Raw genomic sequence first — 13238 nt, forward strand, 5'->3', positions numbered from 1 at the left:
AGCAGACCTGACTCGACCCGATCAGTTGCCGGCCCGGTTGTACGTGTCGACCGCGGTCTGCAGGTTCTCGAGCGCAGTGCCGAGTTCCGCCAGATTTCCGCTCTGCTGCGCAGTGCGCACAGCGGAGAGTGCAGCGTTCAAACCGGAAACGGCAGCATCCCTCGTCGCCGAACCGCCGGTGGCGGGGACAGGAGTTGCCGCAGGCGTGCCACCGTCGGACGGCGCGGTTTCGGGAACAGCGCCGGGCTGCGTATTTCCGTCGGTCTCACCGGGTGCGGTGACCGTGCGTCCGGCACCCGCTCCGAACACCTGCTCGATGGCCTCGGGCAGTGTCGCGGCATACCCGACGCGGCCCTCGTACGAGACGAGTACTCGAATCAACTGCGGATAAGCGGACGCCTCGTTGGTTCGAGAGGCGTACACCGGTTCCACGTAGATCAATCCACCGTTGCCGACCGGAAGTGTCAGCAGGTTGCCGAACTCCACGGTGTTCTCACGGCGCACGATGCCGAGACTCTCGGATACGTCCGTCGTGGTCGTCATCTGGTTCTGCACCTGATTGGGACCCTGAGTCGACGTATCGGTCGGCAATCGCAACACGGTGATCTTGCCGTAGTTCTCCGGGTCCGAATCCGCACTGACGTACGCGCCCAGCACCTCTCGGCGATATCCGACCAGCGCACTGGTCAGCTGGAACGACGCCTGATTCTCCTCGTTGGAGATGTCGGATGCGACGACGTAGTACGGAGGCTGCTTGGCCGCGGTGTTCTCTGCGGTCGGATCGGTCGGAACTTCCCAGAACGCGTTGTTGGTGAAGAACTCTCGCGGATCGTTGACGTGGTACTTGGTCAGCAGTTCACGCTGAACCTTGAACAGATCTTCCGGGTAACGGAAGTGATCACGAAGCTCGTCGGACACCTGGTCCTTGGGGATGACGGTTCCCGGGAACACGCCTTCCCATGCCTTGAGCACGGGATCGTTCTCGTCCTGCTCGTAGAGCTTGACGGTGCCGTCGTAGGCATCGACGGTGGCCTTCACCGAGTTTCGGATGTACGACACCTCTCGGCTCGGCAGTGCTCGTGTCGTCGTCGACTCGATGCTGTCGGCCGTGGCGTCCTCGAGCGACATCCGCTGGGCGTACGGGAAGTTGTCCAGCGTGGTGTACCCGTCGATGATCCAGACGAGCTTGCCCTCGACGATCGCCGGGTAGGTCGATCCGTCGGTGGTCAACCACGGTGCGACCTTCTGAACGCGGTCGCGGGGGTCACGGTTGAACAGGATCTTCGACTCGTCGCCGATCACGCTCGAGAACAGAATGTTGCGCTCGGCGTACTTGCTGGCGAAGACGAGCCGGTTGAAGAAGTTGCCGACGTCGACACCTGCTGCACCGGTGTAGGTGTAGCTCTTGCTGTCGGTGTCGTACTCGCGAGGCTCGCCGGTGGAACCGACGATCGAGTAGTCCGCGTCGGAGTTCGCGATGACCGGGCCGAAGTAGATGCGCGGCTGGTCCAGGTCGCCGGGCCCGTCCTTTCGGATGGTGCCCTCGGAGTCGTTCTCGATCCAGTTGACCTGGTAGTTCGGGTAACCGCCGCGTCCGCCGCTGGATTCGTCGGCGACGGCCTCGTCGACGGAGTTGGCCGGCGCTGCGACGAAACCGTTGCCGTGCGTGAACACGGTGTGGCGGTTGATCCAGTCTCGCTGGTTCGCGTCGAGGGTCTGCGGTGAGATCTCACGGGCAGCAACGACGTAGTCGCGCAGGTTGCCGTCGGCATCGGGGTACCGGTCGACGGCCAGAGTGTCGGGGAATCCGTAGAAGTTACGGATCTGACGCTGCTGGGTGAACGTGGGCGCGAGGATGTTCGGGTCGAGCAGACGGATGTTGGACATCGTGGCCGACTCCGACGCCACCTCGCCGGGGCTCAACGCCGCCTCACCGGAGTAGTTCCGATAGGTGACCACGTCGTCGGTCAGTCCGTACGCCGCTCTGGTGGCCGCGATGTTCCGCTCGATGTACGTGCTCTCCTTGTCCGCCGCGTTCGGGCGCACCGAGAACTGCTCCATCACCATCGGCCAGACGGCACCGATCAGGATCGACGAGAGCACCAGCAGCGCAGTGGCCAACGCCGGAATTCGAAGATCACGCAGGAAGATAGCTGCGAAGAACGCGATGGCACAGATCACGGCGATCGCGAGCAGGATCAATTTGGCCGGCAACACCGCATTGATGTCGGTGAAGCTGGCACCGGTGAACGTCGGTTCTTTCCGACTGCTCGACAGCAGGGTGTAGCGGTCGAACCAGTACGCCACGGCCTTGAGCAGAACGAAGCTGCCCGCCAGGACGGCGAGCTGGATCCGCGCTGCGCGAATGAGGGCTCCCTCACGTCCGGCGAGCCGGATTCCGCCGAATACGTACTGCGTCACCAAGTTCGCGAAGAACGCGACCAGGACGGCGACGAAGAGCCAGTTGAGGATGAATCGGTAGAACGGCAGATCGAACGAGTAGAACCCGACGTCGAGATTGAACTGTGGATCGGTCATCCCGAAGTCCCCGCCGTGCAGGAACAGCTGAACCGTCACCCAGTTGGTCTGGGCGATCATGCCGGAGAGGAAACCGAACACCACCGGAATTCCGATGCCGAACAGGCGCAGACGGCTCATCACCGTGGTGCGGTACCGCGCGATCGGATCGTTGGGACCGGCGACCGGAACGAACACCGGCCGATTGCGGTACGCCAACAGCAGTGCCGCGAAGACGATGAGTCCGACGACCAGGGAAACGACGAGGAAGATCACCAACCGCGTCAGCAGAGTGGTGGTGTACACGCCACGGAAGTCGACTTCGCCGAACCACAGCCAATTGGTGTACACGTCGATCAGACGGGGACCGATGAGTAGCAAACCTGCTGCCACCAAGGCCAATACGAGCAAGATCCGGCTTCGCCGCGACAAGGACGGCATACCGGTGGGGGGCCTCATGCCCACGTGCCACACTCCAACTTCGGGCGGCGCCGATCGGCACCGCAGATGACTTCGGCGATGCACTCAGTGTGCACCGCATGTCCGTTTCGCCCTACTGTACGTACGTTGATCCTACGGCTGCGACAACCGTACTGCGGCCACTGCCAAACCCAGGTCAGGAGCGTCGCGTCGAACAGAACCATCGGAATGCGAGGATAGTGCGGTGAGCAACGACAGCAACGGACTGCCCGGCAGAGACGATTTCGGAAGCGAGTTCGACCCGGAGTCGGGTGGGCAGGACGTGGCGGAGGCTCTGGCTCGATGTGCCCGCGAGGTGGCGGATTTCGTCGACGCGGGCGGATGGCACCAGGCCCCGCAGATGTTCGCGTTGGTGCCGACCGCAGCGCTCGCCGCGGCCGAGCCCGGCCTGCTCGACGATCTCGCCGACGGTGCCGCACTGACGCCGATCCAGCAGCACTCGCTGCCCGAGGACATCACCGGCGGCTCCCCCGCCCTGGACGAGTTCCTCGCCACCTCCACGTGGCCCGAGGGTGTGGTCGGATGCGCCCTGGTTCAGGAGATAGTCGTGCTTCCACCGACTGCCGAATCGACCCTCGACGATGCCTTGATGCCGTTGCTCGCAGATCCCGATGCAGCCGACGAAGCCGCACGCTCGGCCGCCGAGAACCATCCCGAGAAACGGGATGCTCGGTTGATCGTCGCGGTGCTCAAGGACGGCCCGTCCCTGACGTTGCTGCAGTTGCACCCGGACGAGGACGCCGATCCGTTCGCGCCCATCGACCTTCGCATCGCCGAGGATCTGGCCCCCAACGTCGTGCACGGCCTCTACGCAACGTTCGACGTCGTCGACGACGACGACGACTAGCGGCAGGGCCCGGTCAGCTGCAGGACGGCGCGTCGCCGCCGGAGCCGATCGCCTGCAGAGCGTCGACAGCACTGTCCAACGATTCGACGCGCACCAGACGCAGTCCGTCGGGAACGTTCTGTTGGGCTTCACCACAGTTGGCGTCCGGCACCAGGAACGTGGTGGCACCCGCTTCGCGAGCCGCGATCAGCTTGTAGGGAATGCCGCCGATCGGCCCGACGGTACCGTCGGCGTCGATCGTTCCGGTGCCCGCGACGAACTCACCGTTGCTCAGCTCCCCGGGACTGAGCTTGTCGACCACGGCGAGGCTGAACATCAGTCCGGCCGACGGACCGCCGACGTCGGCGAGGTTGAACTTCACGTCGAACGGCACGTCCGGCTGCTCCTCGGGCGTGACTCCGAGGTATCCGAGGGATGCATCGTCGGGCCGAGCACCGAGCACCACTGCGCTGGTCTGCGTCGACCCGTCTCGCACGTACTCGATGTCGAGAGAATCGCCCGGCGCTCTGGAACTGACGGCCTCACGAACGGCCGATGCAGTCGCGACGGGCGTGCCGCCGACCGACACCAGCGTGTCCCCCACATTCAGCACGCCTGCAGCGGGGCCGTCCTCGGCCACACTGGCCACCGCCAGTGACACGGGGAGATCGAGATGGTGCAGAGCAGCCAGTTCGGCGCTGGATTCGGACTGCTCGAAATCCGCCTGATTACCCTCCTGCACTTCTTCTTTCGTCATGTCCGGCGGATAGACCTCTTCACGCGGGACCAGGCCTTGGCGTCCGCTCGCCCAGAAGCCGAGAGCCTCGAACAGATTGAGCTGATCACGCACGGCCACGGTCGTCATGTTCAAGTGACCCGTGGTCGGGTCGACCTCGGTTCCGTCGATCTGCACCACGGGCACCCCGTCGACGTCGCCGAGAGTGTTGTACGTCGGTCCGGGGCCGAGTGCGGCGAAGGGAACGGTGACGACCGAACCGGTGACGCCCAGCACCACCACGGGCACCAGCGCAGCGACGAGAGTGGCGATCCTTCGGTTCACTCCGTAGACACTAGATCCGAACGAAGTCCACGGTGCAGACCGCCCCTACCGAGTGCGTCGGTGCCGGCTTCACACGGGTCCGACTGTTCGCCGTCAGCGTGACGATCCACCACTCTCTCCGTTCTCCGGGCTTGTACCGTTGAGTCATGAGCAATTTTGGTTTCGGTGCCCCCGACGACGACCCGGACAAGAAGAAGGATCCGGACGGCTCCGGCAACCCTGCCGGCTTCGGGTTCGGTGCGGAGGGCTTCGACCCCGCACAGCTGGGCCAGATGCTCACCCAGTTCGGTCAGATGCTCAGCGGAATGGGAGCTGCGGGCGGAACCGGTTCGGGGCCGGTGAACTACGACCTGGCCAAGCAGCTGGCACGCCAGCAGATGGGCGATTTCAGCCCGGTGTCGGCGGGCGAACGGGAGGCCGTCACCGACGCCGCGCACCTGGCCGAGCTGTGGCTGGACGGGGCGACGACGCTGCCTGCCGGTGCCACGAAGACCGTTGCCTGGACACCGGTCGACTGGCTCGACAACACGATCGACACCTGGAAGCGCCTGTGCGACCCCGTCGCCGAGCAGATTTCGGGGATGTGGACATCCGGACTGCCCGCCGAGGCCCAGCAGATGGCCGGGCCGATGATGGGCATGCTGACGCAGATGGGCGGGATGGCGTTCGGCTCGCAGCTCGGCCAAGCTCTCGGCCAGCTGTCCAAGGAGGTGCTGACGTCCACCGACATCGGCCTGCCCCTCGGACCGTCGGGGACGGCGGCGTTGTTGCCGTCGGCCATCGCGTCGTTCAGTGAGGGGCTCGAGCAGCCCGACCGTGAGGTGTTGGTGTTCCTCGCCGCTCGTGAAGCCGCCCATCAGCGGCTCTACAGCCACGTCCCGTGGTTGCGGCAGCGGGTTCTGGCCACCGTCGAGGAGTACGCCCGCGGAATCAGGATGGACTTCTCGGCCATCGAGGAGGCCGCCGCAGGACTCGACCCGTCCGCGCTGACCGATCCGTCGAAGATCGAGGCGATTCTGCAGCAGGGTGCCTTCGAGCCCCAGACGACGCCGGAGCAGAAGCATGCACTCGAGCGTCTGGAGACACTGCTCGCCCTGGTCGAAGGATGGGTCGAAACGGTGGTGGCGGCCGCTCTCGGCGATCGTCTGCCCGGTGCCGTCGCACTCGGCGAAACCATCCGTCGCCGCCGGGCGTCGGGAGGCCCGGCCGAACAGACCTTCGCGACGCTGGTCGGCCTCGAACTGCGCCCCCGCAAGGTCCGCGAAGCAGCCGATCTGTGGCGTCAGCTCCTCGCCGCCGCCGACATCGAGGGGCGTGACGGCGTGTGGGCACACCCCGATCTGCTGCCCGACTCGTCGGATCTCGACAATCCCGCGGCGTTCATCGACCGAGTGGTCGGTGGTGGAACATCGAACTTCGACGACCCGATCGCGCAGCTCGAAGCAATGGAGGCCAAGGAGGCCGAAGAGCGCGCCGAGCGCGCTGCGGAGAACGACGACAAGGGCACCGACGACGGTCCCGACAGAGGTTCATCCACAACCTGACCCGGGCGGTGTCGCACCGCTTCGATCCAGCTCGTCGAACGCCTGCTCGGAGGCCCTTCCACCCTGTGGATAACGCGCTCCGAGTGGGCGTTCTTCGCGGTCTGGGCTGCCAGAGTGTGTTTCATGATCACACCGACAGTTCGACTCGATCCTGCGGTGGCAATTCTGCCGCGGCGAGACGGCACAGTTCAGTTGGGTTGGAATCCCGAGACCAGCGTCGTCGTCACTCCACCTCCCGGCACCGAGCCGGGCTCGATACTCGACATTCTCCGACTCCTCGCCGCAGGCCACTCCAGACCGCACATCGTCTGTCACGCAATGACATTGGGAATGTCCGCCAATCGGACATCGGCGATGCTCGGCGAACTGGAGGATTCCGGGTTGCTGCTGCACGGCACGAGCGAACCGGTGGTGTCCGACGCCTCACCGGGTGCCTCGCAGGCCGGATCGGGGGCGGTGAAGACCGTCCACCTGGTGGGGCGAGGCCCGATCTCCGACGCGTTGGCCTCCGGTCTGAGTCGTACCGGAGTGACGGTGAGTCGGACGAGTCTGACTCCGACGCGCTACCCGCACTCGGTGGTGAAGTCCTGGAACTACGACGTCGTGGTGTTGGCCGACGATCTGGTTGCCGAACCTCGATTGGTGACCGATCTGGTGCGCCTGCGCACCCCACATCTGCAGGTGCGGCTACGAGACGGCAAGGGGATAGTCGGTCCTTTCGTGGTGCCCGGTCGGACCAGTTGCCTGCGGTGTGCCGATCTGACGCGCTGCGACTTCGAGCCCGAGTGGCCACATCTGTCCGCTCAACTGCTCGGCACGGTCGGCCAAGCCAGCAGCGCGACGGTGTTGGCCACGGCAGCGTTCGCGTTCGCTCAGTTGGAGAACCTCATCGGCCGTTCCGACGCCGCGCTCCCCGAGACCGCCGACTGCACCATGGAGCTGGACTTCGCGGCAGCCGGAACCACCGTGCACAAACGGCTGTGGTCCAAGCATCCGCACTGCGATTGCTGGCACTGACGAAACGCACCGAACGCGAGTTCACCTCGACCGACAGCGGTCGGTGCGGGGCGGTCCGAGCAATTGTCGGAAGGTTCAGCCATGATGGAGCTGTGTCTGACATACCGCGCCGTGGATCGACTCGTACTGCAAAACTGGCCAGCATTCCCCTCGGAATGGCCGGTCGTGCTGCCGTCGGGTTCGGCAAGAAGCTCGCCGGCGGCAATCGCGACGAAATCGACGCGGACATGGCCGCCAAAGCAGCAGAACAGCTCTTCTCCGTCCTCGGGGAACTCAAGGGCGGTGCCATGAAGCTCGGGCAGATGCTCTCGGTGATGGAAGCGGCCGTTCCGGAGGAGTTCTCGGAGCCGTACCGCGAGGCGCTGACCAAGCTGCAGGCGCAGGGACCGCCCATGCCCGCGAAGACCGTGCATCGGGTGTTGGACCAACAGCTCGGAACTGCGTGGCGGTCGCGTTTTCTCGATTTCGACGACACTGCGATCGCCTCGGCCAGCATCGGACAGGTGCACCGAGCTACGTGGTCGGATGGACGCGATGTCGCGGTGAAGATCCAGTACCCCGGCGCGGACGACGCATTGCGCTCCGACCTCAAGACGCTGAACAGGTTCGCGAACCTGTTCAGCACGGTGCTCGCGGGCACGGACGTCAAGCCGGTGCTCGAGGAATTGACGGCTCGTACCGAGGACGAGCTCGACTACCGCATCGAGGCGGCGAATCAACGTGCCTTCAGCAAGGAATTTGCGGGCGATCCACAGTTCGCAATTCCCAAGATCGTCGCCAGTGCACCCAAAGTGGTTGTCAGCGAATGGATGACGGGTCGGCCGCTGGCCGATGTGATCGCGAACGGAACGGCCGAGGAACGCAATCGGGCGGGCGAACTGCTCGCACTGTTCGCATTCGTCTCTCCGGCGCGGGCGAAGTTGTTGCACGCCGATCCCCATCCGGGCAATTTCATGATGCTCGAAGACGGACGCATGGGCGTCATCGATTTCGGTGCCTGCGCTCCGATGCCCGACGGCCTCCCTCCGGTTCTCGGCAGAATGGTCTCGCTCGCGCGTGACGAGAAGTTCGACGAACTCGTGGTGTTGTTCACCGAGAGCGGCTTCGTGGTGCCGGGCCGAACGGTGACGCAGAAGGAGATCGAGGACTATCTACGTCCGTTCACCGATCCGATTCACACCGAATCGTTCCATTTCACCAGGGCCTGGTTGCAGAAGGCTGCGGGCACAGCCGCGGATTTCAACAGTGCGCAGTTCCGCACCGTTCGCGCGTTGAACATGCCTGCCGAGTACGTGATGATCTTCCGAGTGCTCGGTGGGCTGGTCGGTATCTGCGCGCAATTGGACGCCTACGCCCCGTACATGGCCATTCTCACCGAGTGGCTGCCCGGCTTCGCCGATTGATTCGTTCGGCGAAACCGGGCACCGGTCTCGGACATCATGCTGCGTTCTTCCGCGGCCGTCCTCGGGGACGCTTGCGGGCGATGACGACACCCTGCTCGAGGATCTCACCGCCCCACACGCCCCACGGCTCGGCTCGGTCGAGGGCCGCGCTCAGGCAGGTACGCCGGATGGGGCACTCGGCGCACAGCGCCTTCGCCTGCTCGAGTTCGGCAGGGGTGTCGGCGAACCACATGTCGGGGTTCGCCGCTCGGCAGGGCACCGACAGTGCCAGCTCGACCGATTCGGTCGAACACTGTGCAGCGTAGGCACTCTCGGACTCTGGTCGGCATGTCGTCCGGATCGTGGCGGTTGACACGTCGGTCTCCTCTACTTTTCGTGCGGCGTCGTTATCGGTTCGAGGGGTGATGCGAACCTGTCGGCCTCACGCTCGGATAGAGGAACTACCTGAACGAGAAAGGCCACGGTCCGCGAGTGCGGGTCCGTGGCCTGGTGGGGCTTGTCGAAGCGTCTACCGACAGTGAAGTCGGTGTCTGCTGTCGAGCACGGACGCACGTGGTGCGCGGTGACGTCGGGCTGCCTGAGCAACGGCTTTCGCTCCTGGTGCCAGGGCGACCTGGGCGGAATTCGAACCCGAGGCCGCGTATGCGGACTCGTCGATGGGGCCGAAAGCGGAGGAACGAATCCACGTCTGCGCAACAGAGCCTGCGGCGGCGGCATGAGTGCCGAGGGGGGCAACTCCGAAGGGTGCCGTGCCGAGGACAGGGCTGAACGCGACGGTTGCGTGGGCAACGGCGGCGTGCAATGTGTTGATCATTTTCTTCAGCTCCTGTTCTGGTCTCGTCGGCGGATGGGACAGTGCGCGATCTCCCGCGGCACGTGAAACAGACTAAGCCCCCCGCCGATATCTGCACAAGTTATTTTCTACCTGCGGTTTCGCGGAAATTCTCACCCTCTGCGTCACGCGTCCGAGGCCCGCACGACGGTGAGGACCTCTTCGCCGAACCGCTCCAGTTTCTTGGCCCCGATTCCCGGAATCGCCACCAGCCCACGCTCGTCCTGCGGTTGCTGCTCCGCGATGGCCGTCAGCGTGTTGTCGCTGAAGACCACGTACGCGGGCACCTTCAGTTCGCGGGACTTGTCCAATCGCCACGACTTCAGCGCATCGAGCAGGGCGATGTCGACGTTCGACGGACAACTGTCGCACCGACCGAGCATGGTCGCGGACGTGCCGATCAACGGCTTGCCGCACAACCGGCACTTGGGACCGGACTTCTTGGCAGCAGGCGCGGCGATACGCGACGCGGGTGAGTCCTCGGGAATCAGACCGTTGAGAAACCTCGACCGTCGCCGTGATTTGCGTCCGCCCTCGTTGCGGGCGAGTGCCCAGGACAGATGCAAGTGGACACGGGCGCGCGTGACACCGACGTAGAGCAGCCTGCGCTCCTCCTCGACGGCTGCCTCGTTGTTGGCGCTGGGGTCGTTGCCGATCGCGTGCGAGATCGGCAGAGTGCCGTCGGCGAGACCGACGATGAACACCGCGTCCCACTCGAGTCCCTTCGCCGCGTGCAGCGAGGCGAGCGTGACGCCCTGCACCGTCGGTGGATGCCGAGCCTCGGCGCGTGCTGCGAGCTCGCCCAGCAGTTTGTCGAGAGTCAGGTCGGGCTCGTGCACCAGCAGCTCCTCGGTGAGCTGCACCAGACCACCCAACGATGCCCACTTCTCGCGGGCCTGCGCACCCGTCGGCTCGGTGGCAGTCAGGCCGAGCGGAGCCAACACCGCTCGCACCAGAGCCGGTAGCCCCTCGCCCGCCTGCGCGCCGTCGGGCAGATCGTCGCGACCGCCTGCCTGCCGCAACGCGTTGACACCCTGCCGCACCTCGGGTCGGGTGAAGAACCCTTCACCGCCGCGCACCTGGTAGGGGATCTTGAGCTCGGTCAACGCCTGTTCGTGTGCCTCGGACTGAGCGTTGATGCGGTAGAGGATCGCGATCTCGGCCGGTTCCACGCCCTTCGAGATCAACCTCTTGATCGCTCGCGCCACGCCGTCCGCTTCCGCCGGCTCGTCGTCGTACTCGAAGAACTCCGGTTCCGGACCCGGCTCGCGCTGACCGATCAACTGCAGTCGGGTGCCTGCGATGCGACCGCGGGCGGCTCCGATGACGCGGTTCGCCAGCGACACCACCTCGGGCGTCGAACGGTAGTCGCGCTCGAGCCGAACCACGGTGGCCTCGGGGTACTTCCGTGAGAAGTCGAGGAGGTACCGCGGAGATGCGCCGGTGAAGGAATAGATGGTCTGGTTCGCGTCACCGACGACGGTGAGATCGTCACGCTCACCCACCCAGGCGTCGAGCACCCGTTGCTGCAACGGCGTCACGTCCTGGTACTCGTCGACGACGAAGCAGCGGTAGCGCTCGCGGAACTCGTCGGCCACCGACGAATGTTCTTCGAGCGCGGCGGCCGTGTGCAGCAGAAGGTCGTCGAAGTCGAGCAACATCCCGTCGCCGCCGCGTGATTTGAGTTCCTCGTAGCCGGCGTACACGGCGGCGACCTTGGTCGCGTCCATCGGAACGTCACGGCGATTGCTCGCCGCGATGCGCGGATAGTCCTCGGGTGCGATCAACGATCCCTTGGCCCATTCGATCTCTCCCGCGAGATCCCGGATGGCGTCGGTCGACGTGGACACCCCGGCGCGGTTGGCCGCCTGCGAGACGACGGTGAACTTGCGATCGAGAAGCTGCCATCCGGTGTCGCCGACCACCTGCGGCCAGAAATACTTGAGCTGACGCATGGCCGCGGCGTGGAACGTCCGAGCCTGCACCGGAGGGCCGTCTCCCCCGACACCGAGCTCACGCAAGCGACCGCGCATCTCGCCGGCCGCGCGCGCAGTGAACGTCACTGCGAGCACCTGCCCCGAGGACACGTGCCCCGCCGAGACGAGGTGGGCGATGCGTCGGGTGATCGTGCGAGTCTTTCCCGTGCCCGCACCCGCCAGGACGCAGACCGGGCCGCGGGGAGCCAACACTGCCGCGGATTGCTCCGGATCGAGTCCGGCGGTCATCGCGTCGTCAGCCATGAGGTCCATTGTGTCAGTGCCTACCGACAGCTCCACCCGGGGCCGAACCGGGTGTCCGACGGCCGATGCGGGTGTCGGCCGGAACAATCGCGTCGGCGCTCCTGTTGACTGTTGGCGTGACCACTACCGAGAACACCCCACAGACCCCGGCCGCGCTGACCGTCTACTCCACCACGTGGTGCGGTTACTGCCGCAGGCTCAAGACCCAGCTCGACCAGGCCGGAATCGAGTACGCCGAGATCGACATCGAGCAGAACCCGGAGTCGGCCGACTTCGTCGGCAGCGTGAACAACGGCAACCATGTGGTGCCGACCGTGCTGTTCGCCGATGGGTCGACGGCCACGAACCCCACTCTGGCCGAGGTCAAGCGCGCGCTGTCGCTCTGACCGACCGTCAGGCCGACGCCGCCCAGGCCTCGAGCATTCCGCGCGCGATGGAGATCGAACCTGGGAGCAGCAACCGTGACGTCGAATCCGATCCCCAGTCACCCAGTTCGAGCGCTGCGACCACCTCTGCTCGGTCGAACCAGTGGGCCTCGGCGATCTCGCCGTCCTGAAAGTGCAACGGTTGCTGCGGGTCGGCGACGGCGGAGAATCCGATCATCACCGAACGCGGAAACGGCCAGGGCTGACTGCCCAGATATTCGATGTCGGAGACGTCGAGGCCCACTTCTTCCCTGATCTCCCGAGTCACACAGGTTTCCAGCGACTCACCGGCCTCGACGAAACCCGCCAGCACCGAGAATCGACGCTCGGGCCACGCAGGTGCTCGGGCCAGCAGCACTCGATCGCCACCGTCGTGAACCAGACAGATCACCGCCGGATCGGTACGAGGGAACTCCTCGTGACCGGTCGACGTGCTCGTCCTCGACCACCCCGCGCTCGACGGAACGGACGGCGCACCGTCGAGGGAACTGAACTGTGCGCTCGCATGCCAGTTGAGGATCGCCAGGGCTCCGGTCACCATCGACAACGCGTCGCTGTCGAGGCGATCACCGTCGGTGCGCAGGTCGCCGAGGGTGCCTGCAACCACCTCGACCCGCCTGGCCCACAGGTGTCGATCGCCGTGAATTCCGAGAAAGACCGCATCGGCCGTCGGCTCGGCGGCGACGTCCGCGGCGGAGCCGAGCACCAGACCGTGCTCGTCCACCGGGAATCGGCCTCTGCCGTCCACGTTCAGGATTCGAGCTGTCGGCCAACCCGCTGTCAATGTTGCGGTGTCTCGGCGCAGTTCCTCTGCCCTGTTCAGTGGCGATCGGGACAGTCGAGGTGGGTGAGCGAGGTGGAATTTCGGCACGCGCACGACCCTACTTGGCCGGG

The 13238-nt window shown here is 65.4% G+C and carries 11 protein-coding genes; 5 read left to right on the forward strand and 6 right to left on the reverse strand.

All coding sequences use genetic code 11. The features are described 5' to 3' along the window. Positions 1–21: 21 nt before the first annotated feature. On the reverse strand, positions 22–2982 hold the full coding sequence (locus CH273_RS21560) for a UPF0182 family protein (protein ID WP_179275528.1): 2961 nt from the start codon (positions 2980–2982) through the stop codon (positions 22–24). 277 nt (positions 2983–3259) lie between these two features. On the opposite strand from CH273_RS21560, the gene CH273_RS21565 reads away from it, so the two are divergent. Beyond that, a complete protein-coding gene (locus CH273_RS21565; RefSeq protein ID WP_032398316.1) occupies positions 3260–3844 on the forward strand; it encodes a PPA1309 family protein in 585 nt (194 codons plus the stop codon). Between the two features lie 13 nt (positions 3845–3857). Here CH273_RS21565 and CH273_RS21570 read toward each other — a convergent pair whose 3' ends face one another. Further along, on the reverse strand, positions 3858–4883 hold the full coding sequence (locus tag CH273_RS21570) for a YlbL family protein (protein ID WP_032397692.1): 1026 nt from the start codon (positions 4881–4883) through the stop codon (positions 3858–3860). Between the two features lie 146 nt (positions 4884–5029). Between CH273_RS21570 and CH273_RS21575 the strand changes: the two genes are divergently transcribed. From CH273_RS21575 to CH273_RS21585, 3 genes are all read left to right on the forward strand, one after another. Further along, on the forward strand, positions 5030–6427 hold the full coding sequence (locus CH273_RS21575; protein WP_032397691.1) for a zinc-dependent metalloprotease: 1398 nt from the start codon (positions 5030–5032) through the stop codon (positions 6425–6427). A gap of 123 nt (positions 6428–6550) precedes the next feature. Further along, positions 6551–7444 (forward strand): hypothetical protein, encoded by an 894-nt coding sequence (locus tag CH273_RS21580; protein WP_032398315.1) that lies wholly within the window; start codon positions 6551–6553, stop codon positions 7442–7444. 92 nt (positions 7445–7536) lie between these two features. After that, positions 7537–8847, forward strand: a complete 1311-nt coding sequence (locus tag CH273_RS21585; RefSeq protein ID WP_032398314.1) for an ABC1 kinase family protein — start codon at positions 7537–7539, stop codon at positions 8845–8847. A 34-nt stretch (positions 8848–8881) separates the two neighbouring features. Here CH273_RS21585 and CH273_RS21590 read toward each other — a convergent pair whose 3' ends face one another. The 3 genes from CH273_RS21590 to CH273_RS21600 form a co-directional block, all read right to left on the reverse strand. Continuing rightward, positions 8882–9202 (reverse strand): WhiB family transcriptional regulator, encoded by a 321-nt coding sequence (locus tag CH273_RS21590; RefSeq protein WP_032397690.1) that lies wholly within the window; start codon positions 9200–9202, stop codon positions 8882–8884. 153 nt (positions 9203–9355) lie between these two features. After that, positions 9356–9661: a hypothetical protein gene (locus tag CH273_RS21595; protein ID WP_032397689.1), complete on the reverse strand. Its 306-nt coding sequence runs from the start codon at positions 9659–9661 to the stop codon at positions 9356–9358. Positions 9662–9804: 143 nt separating this feature from the next. Then, positions 9805–11919 carry an ATP-dependent DNA helicase UvrD2 gene (locus CH273_RS21600; protein ID WP_371828390.1) on the reverse strand — a complete coding sequence of 705 codons (2115 nt, stop codon included), beginning with the start codon at positions 11917–11919 and terminating at the stop codon, positions 9805–9807. Positions 11920–12035: 116 nt separating this feature from the next. On the opposite strand from CH273_RS21600, the gene CH273_RS21605 reads away from it, so the two are divergent. Further along, positions 12036–12305, forward strand: a complete 270-nt coding sequence (locus CH273_RS21605; RefSeq protein WP_032398313.1) for a mycoredoxin — start codon at positions 12036–12038, stop codon at positions 12303–12305. 7 nt (positions 12306–12312) lie between these two features. On the opposite strand, the gene nudC is transcribed toward CH273_RS21605, so the two are convergent. Then, positions 12313–13215 (reverse strand): NAD(+) diphosphatase, encoded by a 903-nt coding sequence (gene nudC, locus CH273_RS21610; RefSeq protein ID WP_032398312.1) that lies wholly within the window; start codon positions 13213–13215, stop codon positions 12313–12315. Positions 13216–13238 lie beyond the last annotated feature (23 nt).

Origin of the sequence: Rhodococcus sp. 05-339-2 (assembly GCF_002258965.1) — a bacterium.
Lineage (GTDB): Bacteria > Actinomycetota > Actinomycetes > Mycobacteriales > Mycobacteriaceae > Rhodococcoides.

What these genes read in the sequence shown, in the direction of transcription:
- CH273_RS21580 (WP_032398315.1), top strand. Translation starts at nt 6,551, where the DNA reads ATGATCACACCGACAGTTCGACTCGATCCTGCGGTGGCAATTCTGCCG.
- CH273_RS21595 (WP_032397689.1), bottom strand. Translation starts at nt 9,661, where the DNA reads ATGATCAACACATTGCACGCCGCCGTTGCCCACGCAACCGTCGCGTTC.
- CH273_RS21600 (WP_371828390.1), bottom strand. Translation starts at nt 11,919, where the DNA reads ATGGCTGACGACGCGATGACCGCCGGACTCGATCCGGAGCAATCCGCG.
- CH273_RS21575 (WP_032397691.1), top strand. Translation starts at nt 5,030, where the DNA reads ATGAGCAATTTTGGTTTCGGTGCCCCCGACGACGACCCGGACAAGAAG.